Origin of the sequence: Embleya australiensis (assembly GCF_051903075.1) — a bacterium.
GTDB lineage: Bacteria > Actinomycetota > Actinomycetes > Streptomycetales > Streptomycetaceae > Embleya.
Map to the genome: position 1 here is coordinate 2492151 of NZ_CP182422.1, position 24794 is coordinate 2516944.

Below are 24794 nucleotides of genomic sequence, written 5' to 3' on the forward strand. Positions count from 1 at the left end.
GGTTGCGTCGACGGCCTCTGTGAGGTCGCAACACCCAAAGCCGGCTCCGACTGTGCGGTTTCGGCCTCCACACCGGCATTGAGGGGGCCGGAGCACACGAAACCGGCACTCGGCGCCCGACTTTCCGCCCCGACACCACAAAACCGCAGGTCACCGAAACTCAAAGCCCACATCCACCCATCGCGATCCGGTTTCGAGCCTCAACTCCCCTCAAAGGGCCCTCGAAGCCCCCCAACCCCACCCGGGAAGGCTCCCCGGAGGACTCGACCGGACCGCCCTCCCGTCCCGCTACTGCCAGCCGGTTTTTGCCGAGCAACGAGTCCGTCTCGCCGAAAGCCGGAGCCTCGGAGCCCCGCACGCCGGCGGCGGCTCACCACCGACTCTGACCAGCCCTGCACCAGCCACCCGCAACCCAAGCCGCAACGCGCGCCGGAAGCGCCCGACTCACTCGGGAAGGCCACCCGGGGAACCCGACTCGACCGCCCTCCCTGCTCCCCGCTGCCGGCCGGTTTTCGCCGACCAACACACCCGTCTCGTCGGGGGCACACAGTCTCGGAGCCCCGCACGCCGGCGGCGGCCCATCACCGACTCTGACCAGCCCTGCACCAGCCACTCGCAACCACAAACGCAACGCCCGCCGAAAGCGCCCGGCCCACCGGGAAGCCCCCCGGCGGGCACGACCCGACCACCCACCCTCCCACCCCGCCGCTGCCGGCCGGTTTTCGCCGAGCAACACACCGGCCTCGTCGGGCCCCCGGCTCTTGGAGCCCCGCGCGCTGGCGGCGGCCCACCACCGACTCTGACCAGCCCCGGGCCGGCCACCCGCAACCCAAGGCGCAACGCCGGCCGCTCACCACCCCGATCGTGCTCGCCGCTCTCGGGCGGCTTCCGACCCGCCCGAGGCCGGGAATAATGCGTGGAACGTGACCGGGGTCGCGGGTTAGCGTCGCTGGACAATGCGAACGTTTCCCGTCGCCGACCCCGGCGATCCCGATATCCGGTCGGCGGGCCGCTACCTGCTTTGGCTCGCCGCTCGCACCCGGCGGACGATTGTCATGGGCATCGTCTGGGCGTCGGTGTGGATGGTGGCCCAGGCCCTCATGCCCGCCGCCGTCGGCCGGGCGATCGACGCTGTCGAGGCGCGGGACGAGGGACGGCTGTACGCCTGGTCCGGCGTGCTGCTCGGGATCGCCGTGCTGATCGGCTTCACGGGCATCATGCGCCACCGCAACGCGGTCGCCAACTTCCTCGACTCGGCCTTTCGTACCATCCAGCTCGTCACCCGGCACGCCGCCCGGCTCGGCGCGGTGTTGCAACGCCGGATCGCCTCCGGCGAGGTGGTCGGCGTCGGCACCTCCGACGTGGACGCGATCGGCTCGACCCTGGACATCACCGCACGCGGCTGCGCCTCGGTGGTCACGCTCGCCGTGGTCGCCGTCGTGCTGTTGCAGATGTCGGTACCGCTCGGGCTACTGGTCCTGATCGGTGTGCCGCTGCTGATGGGTCTGGTCTCGCTGCTGCTGCGGCCGCTGCACCGGCGCCAGAACGCCTACCGCGAACTGCAGTCCGGGCTGGCCGATCGGGCCGTCGACATCGCGTCCGGGCTGCGCGTGCTGCGCGGCATCGGCGGTGAGCGCAGCTTCGGGGCCCGCTACCGGCGCGAATCGCAGGAGTTGCGGGTGGCGGGCGTACGCACCGCCAGGATCGAATCGATGTTGGAGGCCGCGCAGTTCCTGGTGCCCGGCTTCTTCGTCGCGTTCGGTACCTGGCTGGCCGCCCGGTTCGCCCTGGACGGCCGCCTGACGGTCGGTCAGATGGTGTCGTTCTACGGCTACGCGGCGTTCCTGACCGTCCCGCTCTCCACCCTCACCGAGTTCGCCGACCGTGTCGTCCGCGGCCACGTCGCGGCCCGCCGGGTGGTGCGGGTGCTCGGCCTCGCGCCGGGCGTCGAGGACCGGCCCGACCCGCTCGCCTGGCTGGCGCCCGGCGACCTGGTGGACCGGCGCTCCGGCCTGGTGGTCCGGCCCGGCGTGCAACTCGGCATCGCCTGCGAGGACCCGCAGGACGCGCCCGCGCTGGCCGATCGGCTCGGCCGCTACGAGGACGCCGACGTCTTCTACCACGACGTGCCGCTGGCCGACCTCGCGGTGGCCGACGTGCGCGAGCGGATCCTGGTCGCGCACCACGACGCCGGGCTGTTCTCCGGACCGCTGCGCCGCGAACTGACCCCCGGTGGCGGGGGCGGGGGCGGCGTCGACCTCGCCGAGGCGGTCGAGGTGGCCTGCGCCGCGGACGTGATCGACGCGCTGGACGAGGGCCTGGACACCGAGATCGCGGCCCGCGGCCGGGAGTTCTCCGGCGGCCAGGTACAACGCCTGCGCCTGGTCCGGGTGTTGGTCGCCGACCCGCAGACGCTGGTGCTGATCGAGCCGACCAGCGCGGTGGACGCGCACACCGAGGCCCGGATCGCCGGCCGGCTCGCCGCGCACCGGCGCGGGCGTACCACGGTGGTCGCCACCACCAGTCCGCTCGTCCTGGACACCATGGACGAGGTCGCCTACGTCCAGGACGGCAAGGTCATGGCGGTCGGACCGCATCGCGAACTGCTCACGAACGAACCGGGATACGCGGCACTGGTCACCCGTGTCGACGACGACGAGGAGGAGAACGCGTGAGCGCGCGCCGCCTGTTGCCGGTGGCCCCGGCCGCCGAGGTCGGCCGGCACGCCGTGCGGCTGCTGCGCGAGCGGCAGCGCGACCTGATCCTGACCGTGCTGTTCTACGCGCTCGCCGCGGTGGCCGGACTGGTCGCGCCGCGCCTGCTCGGCGTACTGATCGAGAAGGTCCGCGACGACGCCCCGACCCGGACGATCGACCTGCTCGGCCTGGGCATCGCCGGCGCGCTGCTGCTCCAGGCGCTGATCGTGCGTCAGGCGGCGGTGGCCGCGGCGCGGCTCGGCGAGGGCCTGCTCGCGCAGGTCCGCGAGGAGTTCGTGGAGCGCATCCTGGACCTGCCGCTGTCCACCGTCGAGCGGGCCGGCTCCGGCGACCTGCTCGGCCGGGCGAATCGCGACGTGGCGGCGATGTCCCGCTCGGCCCGCCGCGCGGTGCCCTCGGTGCTGGTCGCAGCCGTGACGATCGTGCTGACCTTCACCGGGCTGCTGCTGCTCAACCCGCTGCTGGCGCTGCCGCTGCTGATCACCGTGCCGCTGCTGATCCCGGTCACCTGGTGGTACCTGCGCCGGGCGCCGGCGGGCTATCTGCGCGAGAACGCCGCCTGGGCGCAGGTGACCGACTCGCTCGCGGAGACGGTCGAGGGCGCGCGTACTGTCGAGGCGCTGCGGCTCGCCGATCGGCGTCGGCGGCGCGGTGACGACGACGTCGGCAAGGCGTACGCGGCCGAGCGGTACACGCTGTGGCTGCGCACCATCTGGTACCCGACGGTCGACTTCGGCTACATGCTGCCGGTGGTGGCGACCACGGCCTTCGGCGGCTGGGCGTATCTGCACGGCTGGGCCACGCTCGGCGAGGTGGCGACCGCGGTGTTGTACGTGCAGTTGATCATCGGGCCGATGGACGAACTGCTCAACTGGCTGGACGAGGTACAGATCTCGGCGGCCTCGCTGGCCCGGCTGCTGGGTGTGGCCGACGTGCCGTCCGACCGCGAACCCACCGACGCCAAGCCGGTGGACGAGACGCTGACCGTGCGCGATGTGCGGTTCGCGTACGACTCGGGGCGCGAGGTGCTGCACGGCATCGACCTGACCGTGCGACCGGGCGAGCGGATCGCGATGGTGGGGCCGAGCGGGGCCGGAAAGTCCACACTGGGGCGGCTGTTGGCCGGGGTCAACGGCCCGACGTCGGGCACGGTGGAGGTGGGCGGAGTGCCGCTGGTCGGCCTGCCGCTCGACGAACTGCGCGGCCGGGTCGCGCTGGTGACCCAGGAACACCACGTGTTCCGGGGCACGTTGCGGGACAACCTGCTACTGGCGCGCGAGGACGCCGACGACGACGCGGTGTTGGCGGCGTTGCGCGCGGTCGACGCGGACTGGGTGGCCGGGCTCCCCGCCGGGGTGGATACCGAAGTCGGGCCCAAGGGCCACGAGTTGACGGCACCTCAGGCGCAACAGCTGGCACTGGCCCGGTTGGTACTGGCCGACCCGCACACGCTCGTACTGGACGAGGCGACGTCGCTGATCGACCCTCGCGCGGCCCGGCACCTGGAGCGTTCGTTGGGCGCGGTGATCGAGGGCCGAACGGTGATCGCGATCGCACACCGGCTGTACACGGCGCACGACGCGGACCGGGTAGCGGTGGTCGAGGACGGCCGCATCACGGAGCTGGGCAGCCACCGGGAGCTGATCGCCGCCGACGGAGCCTACGCGGCGCTGTGGCGGTCCTGGCACGGGTGAGTGAGCGCGACTCGCCCGTGGCCGGGGCCTTCCAGCCGCGTCAGAGGGTCCAAGAGTCACCACCCGGGTCGTCCAACCACACCACGTTGGCCCCCGGCGTGACCGTAAGCCCGTACCGCCCCAGGCCCGGTCGGCCATTCGACCGCCAAGAGGCCGCCACCGCTTCGAGGTCGCTCCCCAGCGGCCGTGATCCGCCCTCGTACAGCCTGCCCGTACCGGCGGCGTCGCTCTCCACGACCGCCCACGACCCGTCCGCGTGGAGGAACCAGCGCCCCGTCACCTCACGCGCGGCGGAGTAGCGAAGCCGAATCGTGCCCGGGAGAGCGAGCTGCGCCGCCCACAGGAAGGCCGGGTCGTCGAGAACTTCGGCAGCAATCCCCGTTTCGCGCCCCGCCATTGTCGTCCGGGCGGCGATCGCCGCCCGCATCAGGGGACCGGCCTCCGGCGGCGAACTCTCACGTGAGGGCATGAAGGACACAACGGAGTCAACGAACCGCCCTTCGGCGCGCCCGACCTCGATCATGCGCAACTTGACGTACCCGTAGGCACCCAGCGCCCCGGTGAGCGAGAGCAGTAGTACGGCGTCCCGGTCCGCCTGTGCCAACCAGGCCGGCGGCACGGCGTCCGGCGAGTAGGTGGCAATGATGCGCTGATACGGCGCCCGCTCCGAATGCCCCAGCGCACCGTCGCCCACCACCAGGGCAGGACGAAAGCCCAAAGTCCCCAGCCGCTTCGCGTCGGCCGCAGAAAGGCCCGCGTCGTACTCGACGCTCGTGACGTGTCGATCGCCGAGCCGAGCGCAGAGTAGTGCCGTCGAGTACCCCGTGCCCGTCCCCACTTCGAGGACGTTGTGTCCGTCCTGGACATCGAGGTCTTCGAGCATGCGCACCACGGTGGAGGGAAGCGTGGACGAACTGGTGGGCGTGCCCGTGACCGGCGCACCATCGGTTGGCAGCGTCGCGCCGTAGTCGAGTTGGGTAACCCACGTCCTGTTCGCATACACCAGACGCAGCCACTCCTCGGGCGACATCTCGTGGCTCACCGCCCTGTACGTCGTAACGCCGCGCTCGTCCGGCGCATCCGCGAAGAAGGTCGGCAGAAAAGCGTGTCGCGGTACGGCCCGAACTGCCTTCCGCCACGGTTCGGTACGCAGCGAACCGTCCTGTTCCAGCTCCCTGACGAGGCATTCGCGCAGAGATCGCGCGCGGTCTTCCATGTGTGCGGCAGTTTCGGTCACGCCGTGTCGCCCTTCTCCAAGAGGTCGGCAATGGCGCGCGAAATGGGCGCGCCGGTCTTGTGCTCGATCCACGACCACTGGCCGTTCGGGTTCACCTCAAGAAAACGCCATTCCCCGCCCGGGGTCACGATGAAGTCGAACGCCCCGAAGACGAGCCCGAAGTGCGCCATGAACGCCGTCAAACGTCGGCGCACGTTCTTCGGCACCACCGTGAGCTCGTAGGTGAGGCTCGAATAATCCGAACGCCAGTCGACCCTCGCGGCCTCCGATCCGGCATGGATCTCCACGGCGAAGAACCTGTCTCCCACCACGGTCAACCGCACCTCGTGGCGCTTGTCGACCCACTCCTGGAAGAGATGGGCGCAGAGGGCAATCGAGTCGTCGAACTCGGCAGGATCGACGACGACCGTATGGACGGCGGCCCCGAGACTCTTCGTGATGACGGGGCCGGCGACATGCTTGGCGAACTCCCGTGCCGCCGCGCAGTCGTTGGTCACCAGCGTGCGAGGTGGACGCAGCCCCAAACGTTCTGCCACGACGAGTTGAAGGGGCTTGCGGTTCGCTTCGAGATCGCGTGCGGGGTGGTTGATCCACAAGCCGGGGATCGCTCCGACGACCCCGAGGAATCCCGCCCGAGACTGGGCGGCGGCGAACCGCCGCCCGGCCTCGGAGACGCCGTCGGGCATCCGGAACTCCTCGGGCCTGCGGAAGTACACCGACCGCACGGCGGCCAGGTCGAGACGTCGAACACCGTTGTCGAGACTCCCCACCCAGCCACTCGCGAGTGTCGCCGAAAGGGTGAGCTGGGTCGGGAACTCGGCGGTGTCACAGCGAAATACAGGGACACCTCGGTGATTCAGGTGATCGACGACCAGGTCAGCGGTGGGATCGAGCCGGTTCGTGAGGACCAGCACCGACCCGCCCGGGTCTTCCGCCACTCGGCGCTCCCTACCAGAGGTCCGTGCCCTCGTCGTTACGGCTGTCGGAGTTGGTGGCGCTGCTCGTGTCGTTGGGCGCGCTGAACGCCCATGGATTGCCGTCTGCGGCTACCGCGATCTGCAACTCCCGGTCATAGGTCACTCCTGCGCTGTCCGCAGGCGCGCTGGTCTGGCCGGCCGCGTACCTCATACCGAACGGCTCGCGCTCGGTGCTCATCGAGGTCACTTCGGTTCTTCTTTCTCGCCTCGGGCGTCAGGTGTTGGCACGTGCGTCGGCTCTGTCGTGGGTCTTTGCATCGATATTCCTTTCTCGTAGCCGCTCTGGTGGGATCGGGATGCGGCGGACCTCGTGCTCCCATCGCACCCATGGCATCGCGTGGCCGGGTGGCTGGACGATCACGGATCGACCGGGCGGGAAGACATCGACCACCACGACCTCGCCGTCGGGTTGCGCAGTGCGCTCACCGTCCGCGTTGATCCGCACCCAATCGCCCACGACGAGTGAGCGGGCCTCCCGATCCGGTGGCGGTCCCGGCCCACCGGCTCGTTCACATCGGCGGACCACCGGCGGAAGCAACTCGGCCTCGCCCGAGCCGCACCGGCCCACGAACGTGCGGGGCGCGCTACCACGCGCCGGCGCCGGAGCGGCGGGTCGATCGTGAGCGTCCATCCGCTCTCCTGGCCTCTCTCTGGTCGGGATGCAGCACGAGCTGATCGCCGGGCACCACGAATCGGAACGGCACCACCCACCAACCACGCACCCGGTAGTGGACCCCATCCGGTCGCTCGATCACGTCCAACACCCGGCAACGCGGCACCTGTTGATGGACCGGCTCGGGATCGTCGCCCACGAAGGTGCGTGCCCATCCGCGACGCGCCACCACGTATTGCCCACGCCCGAACCGGACCCCCGCCTCGCCCTCGGCCATCGCCCACCTCAGCCGGGACGACACTGCTCGGACTCCGCCGAAGCCGGCACATCCCTCCGCGAAACGACCGCGCCGCACGGCAACCACCGCGACGCGTCGCCCAGTTCGTAGTCCGCAGCGGGCTTGATGTCCTCACGTTCACCATTCGGGTGAAGCCGGTAGACGCTCAGCGTCATCCGGCTCACGCCCTCTCGCACGCCCATGGAGTTCTCCTCACGACGGTGATCCGTAACCGAACCGCTACTGAGCGAACACCATGGGGGCTACCTTTGGCACGGGGCGGGATTCAGCATCTGAATCTGACGAATAGGCGCGCGATGCCGGCAGCGAAAGAACTTGATCCAGAGGCATCCCTGTGGGACCTCTTCGGCGCTCACCTGCGATTTCTTCGCAAACTCGCAGGCAAGACACAGCAGGACCTCGGGAGCGAGTTGCATTCAACAGGGTCGTTTGTTGGACAGATCGAGACCGCTGACCGGCGACCGAGTCCCGAGTTCGCGGCAGACCTCGATCGAGTCCTTGGTCGAACCGGTCTGCTGGTCGCCACTGCTTTCCACGCATACCGCCTGGCGGAGGGGCAACCCGGCTGGTTCGAGAACTTCACGGAGTCCGAGCGCCAGGCAACTCGCATCCGTACCTTCCAGCCCCAGACGATCCCCGGGCTACTCCAGTGCGAGGACTATGTTCGGGCGCTCTTGCACCATGCCAGGTTTTCGCCGGCAACCATCGAATCCTGGGTCGCACGACGACTCGGGCGACAGCGCTTGCTCACCAAGAAGGAGGCGCCGGAGTACTGGGCTGCTGTCGATGAAGCCGCACTCATCCGACTCAAGCACGATCCACAGGTAGCCGAACCTCAGCTTCTGCACCTACTGAAGGTGAGCGAACTGTCGAACGTCGTGCTCGAAGTAGTCCCGATGGATTGCGGCCTGCATCCTTGCATGGATGGCCCGTTCGTCCTGCTCACGATCCCCGGCCGGGGTGAATGCGCCTACGTGGACAGCATGATCGAGGGGCAAATGGTCACCGAGGGGCACGTAGTTGCGGAGAAGCAGCGTCGATACGATCTCTTGCGAGCTGAGGCCCTTTCCCCCTCGCGTTCGCGTGGGCTTCTGCTAGACCTCTTGGAGAGCAAATGACCGAGAAGCGCCCGGAGTTCCTCAGTTGGCGGAAGTCGAGCCACAGCGGCCAGAACGCCCAAGAATGCGTCGAGGTCAGCCCGCTCCACGGTGCCATCGGCACCCGCGACTCCAAGGACCCGAGCGTCGGTCACATCACCATCGCACCCAAGTCGTGGTCGGCCCTGCTCCGCGCGATCAAGGCATGACTCGCCGCTCGGCAGTCGCGTAGACACGACAGCGGGCCTGCCATCGGCGGGCCCGCTGTCCCGGTTGCTGTCTCGCGCCACCAACCGGGGTATTTCCGGCGAGAGTGCGCTTCGGTTGCGAGGTGCCGGGTCCCGGGCCGGTCAGCGTCGTCGGGTGGGTCGCTGCCGGCGCCGAGAGGAAGGAGTGCCTGCGTGTCCGATGAGGTCCGTTGCGACGAGCGTTTGATGGTCATGGTCGCTGTTTCCGTCATCGTTCATGATCAGACGAACGGGCGGGTCGTGCTGTTGCGGCGGGGTGAGATCAAGGCATTCGCACCTGGCATGTGGAGCCTACCGAGTGGCAAAGGGGCGCCGGGGGAACCGATTACGCACACGGCCGTTCGTGAACTCCACGAGGAAACCGGGATAAAGGTCGAGCCGGAGGCACTGCGACTCGTGCATGTGACGCACAGCGCGCACAGTCCGGATGCGCCGGAGGGGTTCGTCGTGCTGGTGTTCGCCGCCAGAGAGTGGGACGGCGAGCCTGTCAATGCGGAGCCCGGCAAGCACTCGGCTGTGGCCTGGGTCGACACCGACGACCTGCCGAGCGAGTTCGTGCCGTCGACTCGGTACGCGTTGCAGCGGTACCTCGCCGGCGAGTACCCCGAGGTCGCTGTCGACGGGTGGGACGACGTGTAGCGCCACCCGGGGTGTCGGTCAGGGGCGTTGGCAGGGTTGGCCTGTTTGTAGGTTCGTCGTTGCGGCGGTTATTACGGCGTCGAGTCTGGTTCTGGCGGTGGTCAGGTCGGCGATTCGGGTGTCTATGTGGTCGCGTTCTGCTGCCAGGCGGGTCAGGAGTTCCGGGGTGGCCTCGCCGCCCACGACACACGGGAGCAGGTCCGCGATCGACTTGCTGGGGATGCCGGCGGCGTAGAGCTGTTGGATGAGTAGGACGCGGTCTATCGCGCTGTCCGGGTATTGGCGTTGGCCGCTGGGGGTGCGTTCCGAGGTGAGCAGGTCTTGTTCCTCGTAGTAGCGCAGCGCTCGGACGCTGACGCCTGTGCTGATGGCCAGCTCGCCGATGCGCATTACGTGTCCCCACTGCTTGCCTCTGACGTTGACGTCAGGTTTTAGCGTAGCTCGCGACTGCTTGTCCGCTCCGCTAAGGAAGTTCGCTCATGCTCACCTCGGACGTGGCCATCCCCGTCGTCTCGGTACAGCCCGTCGTCCTGGCGGCGCCCGACCGGGGTGTGGACCTGCCTGTGCGGATCTCCGCGCCGGCCGACGGCAGCGGGCTGCCGATCGTGCTCTTCTCGCACGGATTCGGGTCGTCGTTGCACGGCTACGGGCCGCTCGCCGACTTCTGGGCCGCCCACGGCTTCGTGGTGATCCAGCCCACCCACCTCGACTCCAGGACCATCGGCCTTCCGAAGGACGACCCCCGCAGGCCGCAGCTCTGGCGCACCCGAGTCGGGGACATGCGGTTCGTCCTCGACCGGCTCGACCTGCTGGAGGCGGCCGTTCCCGGCCTCGGCGGGCGCCTGGATCGAAGCCGCATCGCCGCCGCCGGGCACTCCTTCGGCGGGCAGACTGCGGGCATTCTGTTGGGCCTGCGTGTCCTCGACCCCGTGACCGGGAACGCCGAGGACCTGTCCGACTCGCGGATCAAGGCCGGTGTCCTGCTCGCCACGGCAGGCCGGGGCGGCGACGACCTGACGCCCTTCGCGGCCGAGAACCTCCCGTGGCTGAAGGGGTGCGACTTCGCGCACATGACCGCGCCGGCCCTCGTCGTCGCCGGAGACCGCGACGAGTCGCCGCTGTCCGTCCGAGGCCCGGAGTGGCTCGCCGACCCGTACCACCTCAGCCCCGGGCCCAAGAGCCTGTTCACCCTCTTCGGGGCGGAGCACTCCCTCGGCGGGATCGCCGGATACGAGGTCCGGGAGACCACGGACGAGAACCCCGAGCGCGTGGCCCTGATCCAACGGGTCACCCTCGCCTACCTCCGCCACGCCCTCGGCATCGACGACGCCGACTGGGCGGAAGCGAAGAACGCCACCCCCATGGGACGCATCGAATCCAAGTGACTCCCTCGCGCCCACCCGCGCTCACCCCTCCGCGCGGTCGTACGCCTCCCGCGACGCCGTGACCGCCGGCTCGTGGCGCTCGGCCCAGGCGGTGAGGCCGGACAGGTACTCGAACAGCTCCCTCGCCATCACGGTCGCCTCGTACTCGACCTTCGGCGGCACCGTCGGATACACCGTGCGGGTCAGCAGGCCGTCGCGTTCCAGGCTGCGGAGCGTCAACGTGAGCATGCGGCGGCTGATCCCGTGGATGGCGCGTTCCAACTCGGTGAAGCGCACGGGGCCGTTGCGGGCCTCCATCAGCACGCTGATGCTCCACTTGCCCGCCACCCGGTTGAGCACGTCCAGCACGCGGCAGGCCTGGGTGACCTCGGCCGGCTCCGTTACACAGATGTTCCGCTGTGACATGAAAGTGCCTTCTTTCGTCGGCCTCCATGGTCACGGAGGATGTGTCCCGTAACAAGAAGTGCACCAAGCGAGCACCTCAAGCGCACACCCCAAACCCACGGAACCGGGAGCACCCATGTCCACCACGCTCGACGACGCGACCCGCAAGCTCCTCGACGCCAAGAACTTCGCCACCGTCTCGACGCTCAACGCCGACGGCGGCCCGCAGTCCTCGGTCGTCTGGTTCCAACGCGACGGCGACACCGTCGTGTTCTCCGCGACCGACGGCCGGGCGAAGGTCCGCAACCTCCGCCGCGACCCGCGCGTCAGCATCACCGTCTTCGACCTGGAAAACCCGTACCACTCGGTCGAGTTGCGCGGCACCGCCGAGATCGTCCCGGACCCGACGAAGGAGCTCCCGCTCGCACTCTCGCTCAGGTACCTCGGCGAGGCCCCACCGCCGGAGCCCGAAACCATCGCCCGAGTAATCGTCCGCGTGACGCCGACCAGGGTGAACAGCTTCTCCGTCTGAGCTGCCCGAACCCCGGTCGGCGACCCGCTACTTGACGACCGACAGCGGCAACAACTTCTGCCCCGTCGGGTCGATCCGGATCTCCGTGCCCATCGCTCGCGCATGCGGTTCGCGGAATAGCCACGTGCGGCCCGTCAGCGTGTCTGCATCGGCGCGGCGCAACTTGATCCCTCTCGGGGGGCTACTCGACGCAGGGCGGGAGTACTGCCCATGGCCCGCTTGGGCATTGAGCACTTACGGTGTGCGTCCCGTCGGGACTCACCGCGATGCGATACGCACTGCGCGACGGTCGGCCGTGCGCCTGATAGTCGTCCCATAGCCGGCCCAGCAGATCGGCCAGTCGCCGCGGCCCGGCTTGGCGTGCGGTTCCCTCCGCGGTGACGGTCGCGATCGAACCGTCCCTGTGCCAGATGGTCAGGGCGCCCGACAACGAGGTATCGGTCAGGACGTCGTCCAGCCCCAACGAGAAGGACACCAGGAATGTGAACTCGCTGTCGGCCCATGCCGCCACCGGCATCGTGCAGGACTCCGCCGGCCCCTCCGGGTTGTCGGGGCGCGGCATCAAGGGGGCGCCATTCGTGGGGCGCAAGCTCATGAAGTACGCACCGGTCGACAGGAATGCGCCGCTTGCCGCGTGCTGCTCGTCGACGTCAAGGACAGCGATGCCCGCCCCCAGCGGAACGACGATGATGCCGCCGGGACGAACTGCTTGACGCCATGCGGCAGGGAGGGTGCTTACCCCGCAGGTGGCGATCAGCCGATCGGTGCTGTTGGGCTTCACCACGTCGGAGCTTGAGCCGTCACCGCAGATGACGGTGATCTTGTCGTGCCCGGTGGCCTCGAGTGCGGCTCGCGCGGCGGAAACCAGTTCCGGGGCAACGTCGATGGAAAGAACATTTTCGTCCCCCACGAGCCGACCCAGGAGTCCCGCGTTGTAGCCCGTTCCCGTGCCGATCTCGGTTACCGACGTGCCGGGGTGCACATCGAGGGCATCCAGCATGTCGGCCATGAGCGAGGGCACCGTGGACGAGGACATGGTGGGCCAGGTCGAGGTGAGGAGTACCTGATCCCGATAGACCTCGGCAAGCCAGTCGGGGTGTGCGTCGTTCACCTCCTCGGAAACCCATGCCCCATCGACGAGGTGGCTGCGTGTGAAGCGACGTACGTAGGCGTGCCGGGGCTCCTTCCGGAATGCGTCGGCTACGTCGAGCCGGAGTGCATGGTCGCCGGCGGTCAGTTCGTCGACCATGGCCGTGCGCCGCGTGGTTGCTTCGTCGTCGAGTGTTGTCATGTGCTTGCGGCTTCCTCCAGGTAGTCGGCGATGGCTCGGCAGATGTCGTCGCGCTTCGGTGTGAACGCCCACTGCCCGTTCGGGTTCAGCTCCAGCGCCCAGATCCTGCCCGCGGCATCCTGTACGAGGTCCCAGGCGGCAAACACCAGACCGAAGCGGCGGGTTACGGTACGAATGCCGTCGCACACCGCTTCCGGCAGCGTTCCGGGCCTGTACGTGACGGCTTCGCGGTCGACCGCACGGATATCGAGGTACGGGCCCGCGGTGGTCGCCTCGCTGATGAACAAACGATCGTCCACCACCGCAACGCGGTACTCCGCCACCTTCTGCTCGATCTCGCGTTGAAGGAAGTTGGCGGTCGCCCGTGCTCGTGGGTGGCCGTAGTGCTCCGGTGGGACTCGTGCCGCGTAGAGCACCTGATAGCCCTCGGGCGCGTCATAGGTGATCGGGCCCAAGGTCTTCGATACGGACGGCCCCTTTTGGCAGAAGCTGCGGTGGTCCTGGGGCGTGTTGCCGATCCAGGTATCCGGAACGGGCAGGCCGGCCGTGACGAACGCGGCGAGTTGTGCGGGCTTGGTGCAAGCCGCGATTGCGAGAGGGTGGTTCACCCACGTGACATCGGAGAGTGAGTACAGCACGCCCATCATGCCGCTCCGGGCTTCCAGGGAGGCGAACTCCCGGGATGGCCCGGCCTGGACGCTGTCCGCCGGAAAGGCGGACGGGCGGCGCCAGTAGACCACGCGCAGGTCTTCCAGGCGCATGGCCCTGGACCCTTCCGAGAGCTTGCCTCGCCAGCCATCCGACCCGAACGTCGCCGAGAGGTTCACCGAGTCCGGGAACGCACCGGTGTCGATGCGCGCGAGCGGAACACGACGCCGATTGAGTTCTTCGATCACGAAATCGGCGGTGGCGTCGAGCGGGCCGGTGGCGACGAGGATTCTCGACTCAGGCATTGGGGGTGGCGTCGTCCGCCACTCCCTTGTCGACCGCCCCCTGCTTTCCGTCCGAGGTGACGTCGGAGGACGTGATCGCCATGGACACAACCACTCCGCTCTCGATGATCGGTACACCGTCCACGAGAGTGATCTGCCTGCTCTCGTCGAAGGTTACGTTTCCCGGGAACGTGGTGTCGTTCGGCACCGACGTCCCGTAGTCCATGTGGAGGGGGACGAGGAGATCGGTGTCCCCTGCCTGCGGGACTTGCGCTTCGCTGACCTTCTGCATCGTCGTACGTCCTTTCTACCGATCGATCGGCTGTGATCGTGGCCCTGCACTTTTCATCGTTGCCTGCGGTGGCGGTGCGGACCATCAAACCTTCGAAGGGGGGACATGGCTTTCCGCTTTCAACGGACCGCCTGGCCCGCTGTTTCAGAAGGGGCCTCGTGCTGCTCTCAACGGCACGGGAGTTCGGTCACGGCCTCTTGTCGGCCGGTTCCTCCGAATGCTCATGCCGAGTGCTGAGGCCGGTGGGCAACAGAACCCTGAGGTTGCCGCAGTGCGTCTCGAACTCGCGAGCGTCGTCCCGTCGCACATACGCCAGGGAGTTGATCACGTCCACGAACTCCCCTTCCTGGCCGCTCACTCGGTCGATCACCGGCTTGTGCCGGTTCTCCAACCAGAACCGCGCAACGTCCTCCGACGTCCACTCGCGCGGATCCTCGGGGTAGATCGATTTCGCCTGCTGCTCCGTGGACATGACTGAACCTCTCAGTTGCCGCCAGTAGTGAATCGGACACTCTGAGAGACATCATCGACAGTGCGGACCTACGATCTGAAGGCATGCGCAGTACACACCCGGAAACTGTGCAGCGATCGGAGTCAACGTGTCCGTAGATGCTGAACTGCCAGACAACCCCAGGAAGTTGTACGGCTGTGAGCTGCGGAGATTGCGGAAATCCGCAGGGGTGAGCCCCGAAGACGTGTCCGAGGCGGGTCACTGCACACCGTCTTTGTTGTTCATGATTGAGCGGGGGGAGCGGCGGCCTTCGACGGACTTCACTCGGGCGGTCGACCCACTCGTCGGTGCCGAGGGTCTGCTGCTACGGATCCATCGATTGATCGAGCAGGAGGCGATGGGTTCACCGTCCTGGTTCAAGGGCTACTTGAACGCCGAACGCTCGGCAAAGCGGCTGCGCTTCTTCGATGTTCAGGCTCTGCCGGGATTGATGCAGACCGAAGCGTACGCGCGGGCCCTCTTCGAGGCGGCACGCCCGCTGGACGTTGCGCGGATGCCGATTGAAGATCGAATCGCGGATCGAATGGCCCGCCGGGAGATTTTGACTCGATCGGATCCGCCCCAGGTCTGGGTCGTGGTCACGGAGGCTGCCGTCCGTGGTGTGTCCGGGCTGCGCCCGGACAACGCCCGGGAGCAGATCGCCCACCTCATTGATGTGGCGCATCTACCCAACTGCGTCATACAGATCCTCGCGGTCGGAGTACACGCCTGCATGAACGGCAGCTTCGTCCTGCTGACAACACCACACCGCGGGGAATCGGCCTATGTGGAGACAATGGACCGTGGCTCGCTGCTCCATCGCGAGAGTGAGGTGCACGAGTACGAGCGTCGCTACGATCTGGTCAAGTCGGTTTCGCTCTCACCGGCTGAATCCCTCAAGTGGCTGAATGAACTACTGATGGAGTACCAATCGTGATCACGCCTACCGCCCCACCCAGTGTCTGGCGCACGTCCTCGTACAGCGGCAACCAGGGCCAGTGTGTTGCGTCGGCACTCTTGACAGAGGGCGTCGGCGTACTGGACTCCAAGGATCCCTCGATCGGCCACATCGCCGTGAACCCTGCGTCATGGTCGGCGATGTTGAAGGCAATCAGGGCACCGCGCTGATGGCGGCGTGACGGTTCGCGCACTAAGCGAGCCTCGAATGAACGAGGGCCTTCCGAATCCGGTATGACCGAATAATCGGAAGGCCCTCGTTATTTCGCGGCTAGACCCACTCGATCGTGCTGGTCACGTCCGAGCCGGCCGGCGGTGCCGGCAGGGGCATCCGCGCGATGCGCTGGATCGCCTTCTCGCTCACAGCCGTCAGCTCTGGGTGGCGGCCGGCTGCTTGACGACCGACAGGGGCAGGAGCTTTTGGCCCGTTGGGCCGATTTGGATCTCCGTGCCCATTTGGGGACATACGCCGCAGTCGAAGCAGGGGCTCCAGCGGCAGTCCTCGACCTCGGTCTCGTCGAGGGCGTCCTGCCAGTCCTCCCAGAGCCAGTCCTTGTCCAGGCCGGAGTCCAGGTGGTCCCACGGGAGCACCTCGTTCCACTCGCGCTCGCGCGTGGTGTACCAGTCCAGGTCGACCGGCTCGTCGGCCAGCGCCTCGCCCGCGCAGCGCACCCAGCGGTCGTAGCTGAAGTGTTCGCTCCACCCGTCGAAGCGGCCGCCGTCCTCCCACACCGCGCGGATGATCCGGCCCACCCGGCGGTCGCCGCGCGAGAGCAGGCCCTCGATCGCGCCCGGCTTGCCGTCGTGGTAGCGGAAGCCGATCGACTTGCCGTACTGCCGGTCCGCGCGGATCGCGTCGCGCAGCTTGTGCAGCCGCGCGTCGGTGGCCGCCGGGTCCAGCTGCGGGGCCCACTGGAACGGGGTGTGCGGCTTGGGGACGAACCCGCCGATCGACACCGTGCAGCGGATGTCGCGGCTGCCGGAGACCTCGCGGCCCTTTTGGATGACCTTCTTGGCCATGTCCGCGATCTGCAGCACGTCCTCGTCGGTCTCGGTGGGCAGGCCGACCATGAAGTAGAGCTTCACCTGGCGCCAGCCGTTGCCGTAGGCGGTGGCGACGGTGCGGATCAGGTCCTCCTCCGACACCATCTTGTTGATCACCTTGCGCAGCCGTTCGCTACCGCCCTCGGGGGCGAACGTCAGGCCCGAGCGGCGCCCGTTGCGGGTCAGCTCGTTGGCCAGGTCGATGTTGAACGCGTCGACCCGGGTGGACGGCAGCGACAGGCCGATCTTGTCGTCGGTGTACCGGTCGGCCAGGCCCTTGGCCACCTCGGCGATCTCGGTGTGGTCCGCGGAGGACAACGACAGCAGGCCGACCTCCTCGAAGCCGGTCGCCTTCAGGCCCTTGTCCACCATCGCGCCGATGCCCTCGATGCTGCGCTCGCGCACCGGCCGAGTGATCATGCCGGCCTGGCAGAACCGGCAGCCCCGGGTGCAGCCGCGGAAGATCTCCACGGACATGCGCTCGTGCACCGTCTCGGCGAGCGGGACCAGCGGCTGCTTGGGGTAGGGCCACTCGTCCAGGTCCATCACGGTGTGCTTGGACACCCGCCACGGCACGCCCGAGCGGTTCGGCGCGACCCGCTGGATCCGGCCGTCCTCCAGGTAGTCCACGTCGTAGAAGCGCGGCACGTACACACTGCCCGTGACCGCGAGGCGGAACAGCAGCTCGTCCCGACCGCCCGGCCGGCCCTCGGCCTTCCAGGCCCGGATGATGTCGGTGATCTGGAGCACGGCCTGCTCGCCGTCGCCCACCACCGCGCAGTCGATGAAGTCCGCGATCGGCTCGGGGTTGAACGCGGCGTGTCCGCCGGCGAGCACGATCGGGTGGTCCTCGGTGCGGTCCTTGGCCTCGATCGGGATACCGGCGAGGTCGAGCGCGTTGAGCATGTTCGTGTAGCCCAGCTCGGTGGAGAAGCTGAGCCCGAACACGTCGAACGCGCCGACGGGCCGGTGCGCGTCCACGGTGAACTGCGGCACCTCGTGCTCGCGCATCAGCTTTTCCAGGTCGCCCCACACCGCGTAGGTGCGCTCCGCGAGCACGTCGGCGACCTCGTTGAGGACCTCGTACAGGATCATCACGCCCTGGTTGGGCAGCCCGACCTCGTACGCGTCGGGGTACATCAGGGCCCAGCGGACCGCGCACGCGTCCCAGTCCTTGACGGTCGAGTTGAGTTCGCCACCGACGTACTGGATGGGCTTCTGCACCTGGGGCAGAAGCGGCTCCAGACGCGGGAACAGGGACTCGACGGGCATGGCGGTCCTTCCGGGAGTGCGGGGAGGGGATCGACCACCTCGGTGCGGGAGGGTGATCGACCTCCCAGCCTAACGCGATGCGGGCGGACCCCCTACCGAGATGTCGGCGAGAGCCCGCCCGCACAGGGTGCGATCAGGGGTGTGATCAGGGGCGCGATCGGTACGATCAGGCGGATTTGAAGGCGCCGGCGTGTCTCATGTGCACCGACTGCAACAGCCCTATCCCCATCCACACCGCGAACATCGACGATCCACCGTAGGAGACGAACGGCAGCGGCAGCCCCGCCACCGGCATGATGCCGAGGTTCATCCCCATGTTCTCGAACGCCTGGAACGCGAACCAGCCGACCACACCCGCCGCCACGATCGTGCCGAACAGGTCGTCGGCGTGCAGCGCGATCCGGATACCGCGCCACAGCAGCAGCGCGAACAGTCCGATGATCACCGCGCTGCCGACGAAGCCCAGTTCCTCGCCGGCCACCGAGAAGACGAAGTCGGTCTGCTGTTCGGGTACATACGAGCCACTGGTCTGCTCGCCGTGGAACAGCCCCTGCCCGGTCAGCCCGCCCGAGCCGATCGCAAGGCGCGCCATGACCGTGTTGTAGCCGACGCCCCCCGGGTCGAAGCTCGGGTCGGCGAAGGCCCGGAACCGGTCGATCTGGTACTCGCTGAGCAGCCCGAAGTGCACCACCGCCGCCGCGCCGGCCCCGGCGAGCGCGAACATCAGCACCATCCACCGCGCCCGCGCGCCGGAGGCGAGCAGCACACACAGCACGATCATCGCGATCACCATGACCGACCCCATGTCGGGCATCAGCATGATCACCGCCATCGGCAGCGCGGCCACCACGAGCGCCCAGAACACGGCCTTGTCGCCCGGTCTGGCCAGGTCCCCGGTGTCCACCCGCTCGGACAGGATCATGCCCATGCACAGGATGATCCCGAGCTTGACCAGCTCGGCCGGTTGCAGCGAGAAGCCGCCGCCGATCTGGATCCACGCCCGTGCCCCGTTGACCGTGCTGCCCAGCGGGCTCAGCGCCGCGAACAGCCCGAACAGGGCCACGATCGCCACTATGGGGGAGAACGCCCGGATCCGGCGGTGACCGATTATCGCCACCGCCGTGGCCAGCACCAGCCCGATCACCAGGTTGAGCAGGTGCCGCTTGAAGAAGAACTGCGGATCGCCGCCGGTGAGTCCGCGCCGATTGCGGGTCGCCGACCAGACCAGCAGCGAGCCCACCCCCGACAACACCAGCGCCGGGCCGAGCAGCAGCCAGTCCAACCGGCGCACCGGCGCGTCGCGCTGGATGATCTGCCGGGTGATCGACCGGCGCGGGGTGAACACCGGTGCCAGGCGGCCCAGGTCCGGTGTCCCGAATCCGGCCACCCGCGAGGCGGGCCGCAGTCGCAGGTTCAGGTTCATGTCCCTCTCCCGGTCCGGTAGGTCACCCGCTCGGGCGGCAGCGCCCCGGGCCCGAAAGCGACCACGTCCACCGTGCGCCCGTCACCGTCGCCGAACGGATGCGGCGGCGACAGGAGGGACGGTGCCCGGAAGGAGACCGGCGTCACCGTCCCGTCCGCCTGGATGTGCGGCAGGTCCGCGGGCGGGCTGGGCAACAGCGCCTTGCTCGGGTCGATCGCGCCCTTCTCGTCCACCCCGAGCAGCGCCTCGTAGATCTTGCGCACCGACGGACCCGAGGTGCCGGAGCCGGTACCGCCCTGGCTGACCATCATCACCACGGCGTACTGCGGACCGTCCTTGGGGCCGCCGTAGGTGGCGAACCACGACGTGCTCTGCTTGCCGTACACCGAGCCGGTGCCGGTCTTGGCCGCTATCGGCATCTGCGCGTTCGGCCAGTTGGCGAAGACGCCGGCCGCGGTGCCGTTCATCTCGACGCCGATCAGCGCGTTCTGCAGGTACTTCATGGTGGCCTCGCTCACCGGTACCTTGGCCGCGGCCTGTGGCTGGATCTCGCGCACCAGCTTGCCGTCGGGGCTGACCACGGCCTTGCCGATGGTCGGCTTCCACAACGTGCCGCCGTTGGCGATCGCCGCGTACACCCGGGCCATCTGCAACGGGGTGACCGTGGTGTCGCCCTGGCCGATCGCGAAGTTGATCGCGTCACCGGCGCGGAACTGCCAGCCGTCGACGCAGTTCTCCTTGGCGATCTTGTCCACATACTCGTTGCCGGTGTTGCCCTGCTTGCACCACGTGTCCTTGTTCTGCTCCCAGTTGCGCTTCTTCCAGGCCCGGTCGGCGATCCGCCCGCCCGACTCGCCGGGCAGGTCGATGCCGGTGGGGGCACCCAGGCCGTAGTTCTTGGCCATGGTCACCATCGGGTCCTTGGGGGTCTTCCCGAAGATCCCGCCGTCCTTGAGCCACATGTCGTAGCCGATGCCGTAGAAGACGGTGTTGCAGGAGACCTCCAGCGCGCGCTGCAGCGAGATCGGGCCGTAGCCCCTGGACTCCAGGTTGTTGAAGGTCGTGCCGCCGACCGAGATGCTGGGCGAGCAGTCGTAGTTGGCCTTGGTGGAGTAGCCCGACTCGGCCGCGGCCGAGGTGGAGACCACCTTGAAGATCGAGCCCGGCGCGAACTGACCCTGTATGGCCCGCGACACCAGCGGCACGCCGGCCTTCTCGTCGGTGAGCGCCTTGTAGTCCTGCGGCGAGATGCCGCCCACCCACGCCGACGGGTCGTAGTTGGGCGCGCTCGCCATGGCGATCACCCGCCCGGTCTTGATGTCCATCACCACCGCCGCGCCCGCGTCGGCGATGAAGTTCTTGTGCGTGTTGCCCGCGTCGTAGGTCGCGCGTGCCCGCTTCATCGCCTCGTCCAGCTGCTGCTCGGTGATCGCCTGGATCTTCGCGTCGATGCTGGTGACCAGGTGGTTCCCGGCCACCGGCGGCGTCTCCGAGACGGTGCCGGTGACCCGGCCCAGGTGATCCACGGACAGTCCGGTGACCCCGGACTTGCCGCGCAGGTCGGCGTCGTAGGTGCGCTCCAGACCGCTGCGGCCGACCTCGTCGGCGCGCTGGAGGTCCTTCTTGCCCTCGGCCTTCTGCTTGCTCAACTCGTCGTCGGAGACCGGCGAGAGGTAGCCGACCACGTGCGCGCCGTTGGCCCCCTCGGGCGCCGGATACTGGCGCACGGCGGTGGGCTCGGCGGTCACCCCGGGGAACTCCTCGCGGTGCTCCATGATGGTCAGCGCCTGCTCGGTGGTGGCGTTGTCCGTGACCGGGATCGGCTGGTACGGCGAGCCGTTCCAGCACGGCTTGGGCACGTTGCGCTCACACAGCCGGGTGCGCGCCTTGACCTCGTCGACCGGCAGTTCCAACACCTTGGCCAACCGGGTCAGCACGGCCGTGCCCAGGTCCGGCATGCGCATCAGCTCGGTACGGCTGACCGACACCACCAGCGCGGTGCGGTTGTTCACCAGCGGCCGGCCCTTGTCGTCGAGGATCCGACCGCGGACGGCCGGCGTCACCACGTCCCGGACCGCGTTCTGCGAGGCCGCCGCCGCGTAGTGGTCGCCCTCGCGGATCTGGAGGTACCAGAGCCGGCCGAAGAGGGTGATCATCAGCGACAGGACCAGGATCAGCAGGACCACCATCCGGGCGCGCACGGTGTGCGCGCCGTCCCCTCGCGATCGCCCGGCGTTGAGCAGGCTGGGCATACGTTTGCGCATCCGGTTCGGTCACCCCCTACCGGGCCAGGCCCGAGAGCAGCGGTTTCGGATCCACCTTGCGGGCCAGCGCCATCACCCACGGGACCACGAACGGGGCCAGGATCGCGTCGTAGAGCACCGCGGTCAGCAGCAGCTTCGTCAGCCCCACCTCGCGCACCGCCCCGTCGCCGACCAGCGCGCCGACCGCCGCGTACAGCACGGTGGTGCCCGCCGCGGCGATCGCGACCACCGCGATCGGGGTGAGCACCGAGCGCCGGGGGTTGCGGGAGGCGAACATGCCCGCCACGTAGCCGGTCAGGCACAACACGAACGCGTACCGCCCGGCCGCGTGGTCCGCCGGCGGCGCCAGGTCCGCGCACAGGCCCGCCGCGAAGCCGATCACGCACCCCGAGGTCGGCCCGTACGTCAGCGCGAGTCCGACCACCACCAACAGCAGCAGGTCCGGCACCGCGCCGGGCAGACCGAGCCGGGCGAGCACGCTCACCTGGACCACGAGCGCGACGACGATCAGCAACGCGGCGTAGAACACGCGGGAGATCCGCACCGTCTCAGTCCCTTCCGGTCGGTGGGGTCGTGCCGCCCGCCGGCGGCTTGGCGTTGGTGCTGCGGTTGCCCGCCGTGGCCGGCTTCGCGGCCGCGGCGCCGCGCGGTGGTTCGGTGCTCGCCGGCGGCGCGGGCGGCGCCTGCTGCGCGGGCGGCGGCGCGGGGGTCTCCGGGGTCGGCGCGGGCGGCAGTATCGAGTCGCGCGGATCGGTGCGCGGCGGCTCGATCACCACGCCCACCGTGTCCAGGCTGGAGAAGTGCACGTAGGACTTCACCTCGACGCTGCGGGTCAACTCGCCCGGGGTGTTGCGCACCTCGGCGACCTCGCCCACCGGCACGCCCGGCACGAACGGCTTGCCGCCCTGCGAGCCGAACGTCACCAGCCGGTCGCCCTTCTTGACCTGGGCCTGTCCGTTGAGCAGCTTGAGGTTCAACGGCTTGCTGCCGCGGCCGGAAGTGATCCCTATTTCCATCGACCCCGCCAGGCGCGAGCCGACCGAGAAGCCGGGGTCGGTGGCGAGCAGCACGGTCGAGGTCATCGGGCCGACCTGGGTCACCCGCCCGACCAGACCGTCGCCGTTGATCACGGTCATGTCGGGCTTGATGCCGTCGCCGGCGCCCGCGTCGATGGTGACCGTCCAGGAGAAGCCCTGGGCGGGGCCGATGGCGACCACGCGCGCGGGCTTGATCCGATACTGGCCGGCCGCCGAGACCTTGAGCAGTTTGTCGAGTTCGGCCGCGCGGTTGCGGTCGAACTGGATGTTGTCCACCTGTTGCCGGAGTTTGGCGTTCTCGTCCTGCAGGCGCTTCTTCTCGCCCTCGTGGGAACCCGCGTCCTTGACCGCGTTCACGGCCCGGCCGACGGGGTCCACGGCCGCGGACACGCCGCGTTCGGCGGGACCGAACACGGCCGAGGCCCAGTCGCGCACGTTCGCGATGGGCGAGTTCCGGCCACCGCGGATGTCCACGGTGATGAGGGCGAAAGAGATCGCCAGCAGCAGCACGAGGACCAGCCGACCATGCCGGGAGTCCCTCACGATGCGCGCCCGCCCCTTTCGTACATTGCGGCGCTGGTGGGCAGTTGTGGTGTGTGGCCGCGCCGGATCGGGCACGGAGGGCGGCGCGTACGGCCGACCGCCTCCGTCTGCTCGGTCAGCGGCGCGGTTGGGCGTCCAGTACCTGCTGAAGCTTCTCGTACTCCTCGACGCACTTGCCCGCGCCCAGAGCCACCGAGTCCAGCGGGTTGTCGGCGATGTGGATCGGCATGCCGGTCTCGGTCCGCAGCCGCTCGTCGAGGCCGCGCAGCAGGGCGCCGCCACCGGTGAGCACGATGCCGCGATCCATCACGTCGCCGGCGAGTTCGGGCGGACACTGGTCCAAGGTGCTCTTGACCGCGTCCACGATGGTGTTGACCGGTTCCTCGATAGCCTTGCGGACCTCGGAGGTGGAGATCACGATCGTCTTCGGCAGCCCGCTGACCAGGTCGCGGCCGCGGATCTCGCTGTGCTCGTCCTCGCCGAGGTCGAAGGCCGAGCCGATCGACATCTTGATTTCCTCGGCACTGCGCTCGCCCAACAGCAGCGAGTATTCCTTCTTGACGTAGGCGATGATCGCGTTGTCCAGCTCGTCGCCGGCCACCCGGATCGACTGCGCGGTGACGATCCCGCCGAGCGAGATCACCGCCACCTCGGTGGTGCCGCCGCCGATGTCGACGACCATGTTGCCGGTCGCCTCGTGCACCGGCAGGCCGGCGCCGATCGCGGCGGCCATGGGTTCCTCGATGATGTGCACGCTGCGCGCGCCGGCCTGGCTGGACGCCTCGACCACCGCGCGGCGCTCGACGCCGGTGATGCCGGAGGGCACGCAGATCACCACGCGCGGACGGGCAAGATAGCGGCGGCGGTGCACCTTGAGGATGAAGTAGCGCAACATCCGCTCGGTGATCTCGAAGTCGGCGATCACACCGTCCTTGAGCGGTCGGATCGCCACGATGTTGCCGGGCGTGCGCCCGATCATCTTCTTCGCCTCGGCGCCGACCGCCAGGATGCCCCCGGTCGTGGTGTTCTTGGCGACCACCGACGGCTCGTTCAATACGATGCCGCGGCCTCTGACGTACACCAGCGTGTTGGCCGTACCGAGGTCGACCGCCATGTCACGACCGATGAACGACAAGTTGTTCGCCATAAAAAGAACCTAGGGCCTTCCCGAGCTCGTAGCCATGAGGACATGAGCCGGCCGGGGGACGTCGCGTCCGGGACGCCGAACCGACCGACCACAATCGTAGGCACGGTGTAACGACGGTAGAACCACGATGTTCCGGGGGCACGGCTGCACCCTCCATCCACCATGACGTGATCACCGGGTGAGGGGTTGCGTGCCACGCGCGGCGAATGGAGGGATTTCCCTCTAACAGCGCACGCACGGCGCCCGATCGGCACCTCCCGCGCTCGCGCGCGGACGCACCC

25 protein-coding genes and 1 pseudogene are annotated in these 24794 nt (G+C 68.6%); 9 read left to right on the plus strand and 17 right to left on the minus strand.

All coding sequences use genetic code 11. The features are described from left to right. Positions 1-1055: 1055 nt before the first annotated feature. Together ACMXN5_RS10400 and ACMXN5_RS10405 are read left to right on the plus strand one after the other, a co-directional pair. Positions 1056-2675: an ABC transporter transmembrane domain-containing protein gene (locus tag ACMXN5_RS10400; RefSeq protein ID WP_439674990.1), complete on the plus strand. Its 1620-nt coding sequence runs from the start codon at positions 1056-1058 to the stop codon at positions 2673-2675. After that, positions 2672-4411 carry an ABC transporter ATP-binding protein gene (locus tag ACMXN5_RS10405; protein ID WP_439674991.1) on the plus strand — a complete coding sequence of 580 codons (1740 nt, stop codon included), beginning with the start codon at positions 2672-2674 and terminating at the stop codon, positions 4409-4411. Before ACMXN5_RS10400 ends, ACMXN5_RS10405 begins: the two co-directional genes overlap by 4 nt. A 40-nt stretch (positions 4412-4451) precedes the next feature. Here the strand turns inward: ACMXN5_RS10405 and ACMXN5_RS10410 are convergent, their stop codons facing one another. The 5 genes from ACMXN5_RS10410 to ACMXN5_RS10430 all read right to left on the minus strand — a co-directional run bounded on the left by ACMXN5_RS10410 (position 4452) and on the right by ACMXN5_RS10430 (position 7718). Beyond that, positions 4452-5648, minus strand: coding sequence for an ATP-grasp peptide maturase system methyltransferase (locus ACMXN5_RS10410; protein ID WP_439674992.1), 1197 nt, complete (start codon positions 5646-5648; stop codon positions 4452-4454). Next, on the minus strand, positions 5645-6586 hold the full coding sequence (tgmB, locus tag ACMXN5_RS10415) for an ATP-grasp ribosomal peptide maturase (RefSeq protein ID WP_439674993.1): 942 nt from the start codon (positions 6584-6586) through the stop codon (positions 5645-5647). The genes ACMXN5_RS10410 and tgmB overlap by 4 nt, the downstream gene beginning before the upstream one ends. A 10-nt stretch (positions 6587-6596) precedes the next feature. Further along, on the minus strand, positions 6597-6803 hold the full coding sequence (gene tgmA / locus ACMXN5_RS10420) for a putative ATP-grasp-modified RiPP (RefSeq protein WP_439674994.1): 207 nt from the start codon (positions 6801-6803) through the stop codon (positions 6597-6599). Positions 6804-7209: 406 nt separating this feature from the next. After that, positions 7210-7515 (minus strand): hypothetical protein, encoded by a 306-nt coding sequence (locus ACMXN5_RS10425; RefSeq protein ID WP_439674995.1) that lies wholly within the window; start codon positions 7513-7515, stop codon positions 7210-7212. A gap of 8 nt (positions 7516-7523) precedes the next feature. Further along, complete coding sequence (locus ACMXN5_RS10430) at positions 7524-7718, minus strand: hypothetical protein (protein WP_439674996.1); 195 nt, start codon at positions 7716-7718, stop codon at positions 7524-7526. A gap of 114 nt (positions 7719-7832) precedes the next feature. Between ACMXN5_RS10430 and ACMXN5_RS10435 the strand changes: the two genes are divergently transcribed. The 3 genes from ACMXN5_RS10435 to ACMXN5_RS10445 all read left to right on the plus strand — a co-directional run bounded on the left by ACMXN5_RS10435 (position 7833) and on the right by ACMXN5_RS10445 (position 9520). Further along, entirely contained in the window at positions 7833-8654 is an 822-nt protein-coding gene (locus ACMXN5_RS10435) for a helix-turn-helix domain-containing protein (protein ID WP_439674997.1), read from the plus strand. Next, a complete protein-coding gene (locus tag ACMXN5_RS10440) occupies positions 8651-8842 on the plus strand; it encodes a DUF397 domain-containing protein (RefSeq protein WP_439674998.1) in 192 nt (63 codons plus the stop codon). The genes ACMXN5_RS10435 and ACMXN5_RS10440 overlap by 4 nt, the downstream gene beginning before the upstream one ends. 192 nt (positions 8843-9034) lie before the next feature. Next, positions 9035-9520, plus strand: a complete 486-nt coding sequence (locus ACMXN5_RS10445) for an NUDIX domain-containing protein (RefSeq protein WP_439674999.1) — start codon at positions 9035-9037, stop codon at positions 9518-9520. Between the two features lie 18 nt (positions 9521-9538). On the opposite strand, the gene ACMXN5_RS10450 is transcribed toward ACMXN5_RS10445, so the two are convergent. Beyond that, the gene (locus ACMXN5_RS10450) at positions 9539-9910 is read right to left on the minus strand and encodes a MerR family transcriptional regulator (protein ID WP_439675000.1); all 372 of its coding nucleotides are present in this window, start codon (positions 9908-9910) and stop codon (positions 9539-9541) included. 89 nt (positions 9911-9999) lie between these two features. On the opposite strand from ACMXN5_RS10450, the gene ACMXN5_RS10455 reads away from it, so the two are divergent. Then, a complete protein-coding gene (locus ACMXN5_RS10455) occupies positions 10000-10905 on the plus strand; it encodes an alpha/beta hydrolase family protein (protein ID WP_439675001.1) in 906 nt (301 codons plus the stop codon). A gap of 21 nt (positions 10906-10926) precedes the next feature. Here ACMXN5_RS10455 and ACMXN5_RS10460 read toward each other — a convergent pair whose 3' ends face one another. Beyond that, complete coding sequence (locus ACMXN5_RS10460) at positions 10927-11310, minus strand: winged helix-turn-helix transcriptional regulator (RefSeq protein WP_380002940.1); 384 nt, start codon at positions 11308-11310, stop codon at positions 10927-10929. A 115-nt stretch (positions 11311-11425) separates the two neighbouring features. Here ACMXN5_RS10460 and ACMXN5_RS10465 point away from each other — a divergent pair, with 115 nt between their 5' ends. Beyond that, entirely contained in the window at positions 11426-11821 is a 396-nt protein-coding gene (locus ACMXN5_RS10465) for a PPOX class F420-dependent oxidoreductase (RefSeq protein ID WP_439675002.1), read from the plus strand. A 181-nt stretch (positions 11822-12002) separates the two neighbouring features. Here the strand turns inward: ACMXN5_RS10465 and ACMXN5_RS10470 are convergent, their stop codons facing one another. The 4 genes from ACMXN5_RS10470 to ACMXN5_RS10485 all read right to left on the minus strand — a co-directional run bounded on the left by ACMXN5_RS10470 (position 12003) and on the right by ACMXN5_RS10485 (position 14808). Next, a complete protein-coding gene (locus tag ACMXN5_RS10470) occupies positions 12003-13112 on the minus strand; it encodes a methyltransferase domain-containing protein (protein WP_439675003.1) in 1110 nt (369 codons plus the stop codon). Then, positions 13109-14065, minus strand: a complete 957-nt coding sequence (locus ACMXN5_RS10475; RefSeq protein ID WP_439675004.1) for an MvdC/MvdD family ATP grasp protein — start codon at positions 14063-14065, stop codon at positions 13109-13111. The genes ACMXN5_RS10470 and ACMXN5_RS10475 overlap by 4 nt, the downstream gene beginning before the upstream one ends. Beyond that, entirely contained in the window at positions 14058-14336 is a 279-nt protein-coding gene (locus ACMXN5_RS10480; RefSeq protein ID WP_439675005.1) for a hypothetical protein, read from the minus strand. The genes ACMXN5_RS10475 and ACMXN5_RS10480 overlap by 8 nt, the downstream gene beginning before the upstream one ends. A gap of 187 nt (positions 14337-14523) precedes the next feature. Beyond that, a complete protein-coding gene (locus tag ACMXN5_RS10485; protein WP_439675006.1) occupies positions 14524-14808 on the minus strand; it encodes a hypothetical protein in 285 nt (94 codons plus the stop codon). Positions 14809-14935: 127 nt separating this feature from the next. Here ACMXN5_RS10485 and ACMXN5_RS10490 point away from each other — a divergent pair, with 127 nt between their 5' ends. Both ACMXN5_RS10490 and ACMXN5_RS10495 read left to right on the plus strand, forming a co-directional pair. After that, positions 14936-15763 (plus strand): helix-turn-helix domain-containing protein, encoded by an 828-nt coding sequence (locus ACMXN5_RS10490; RefSeq protein WP_439675007.1) that lies wholly within the window; start codon positions 14936-14938, stop codon positions 15761-15763. After that, the gene (locus ACMXN5_RS10495; protein WP_439675008.1) at positions 15760-15954 is read left to right on the plus strand and encodes a DUF397 domain-containing protein; all 195 of its coding nucleotides are present in this window, start codon (positions 15760-15762) and stop codon (positions 15952-15954) included. The genes ACMXN5_RS10490 and ACMXN5_RS10495 overlap by 4 nt, the downstream gene beginning before the upstream one ends. 198 nt (positions 15955-16152) lie before the next feature. Here the strand turns inward: ACMXN5_RS10495 and ACMXN5_RS10500 are convergent, their stop codons facing one another. From ACMXN5_RS10500 to ACMXN5_RS10525, 6 genes and pseudogenes are all read right to left on the minus strand, one after another. Continuing rightward, positions 16153-18099: a TIGR03960 family B12-binding radical SAM protein gene (locus ACMXN5_RS10500; protein ID WP_439675009.1), complete on the minus strand. Its 1947-nt coding sequence runs from the start codon at positions 18097-18099 to the stop codon at positions 16153-16155. Positions 18100-18265: 166 nt separating this feature from the next. Next, positions 18266-19444 carry a rod shape-determining protein RodA gene (gene rodA, locus ACMXN5_RS10505; RefSeq protein ID WP_439677983.1) on the minus strand — a complete coding sequence of 393 codons (1179 nt, stop codon included), beginning with the start codon at positions 19442-19444 and terminating at the stop codon, positions 18266-18268. 74 nt (positions 19445-19518) lie between these two features. Next, positions 19519-21774, minus strand: coding sequence for a penicillin-binding protein 2 (mrdA, locus tag ACMXN5_RS10510; protein WP_439677984.1), 2256 nt, complete (start codon positions 21772-21774; stop codon positions 19519-19521). Between the two features lie 49 nt (positions 21775-21823). Continuing rightward, a pseudogene (gene mreD / locus ACMXN5_RS10515) lies at positions 21824-22330 on the minus strand (rod shape-determining protein MreD); the annotation flags it as partial. Between the two features lie 4 nt (positions 22331-22334). Further along, a complete protein-coding gene (gene mreC, locus ACMXN5_RS10520) occupies positions 22335-23366 on the minus strand; it encodes a rod shape-determining protein MreC (RefSeq protein WP_439675010.1) in 1032 nt (343 codons plus the stop codon). Positions 23367-23481: 115 nt separating this feature from the next. Further along, on the minus strand, positions 23482-24501 hold the full coding sequence (locus tag ACMXN5_RS10525; RefSeq protein WP_026218256.1) for a rod shape-determining protein: 1020 nt from the start codon (positions 24499-24501) through the stop codon (positions 23482-23484). Positions 24502-24794 lie beyond the last annotated feature (293 nt).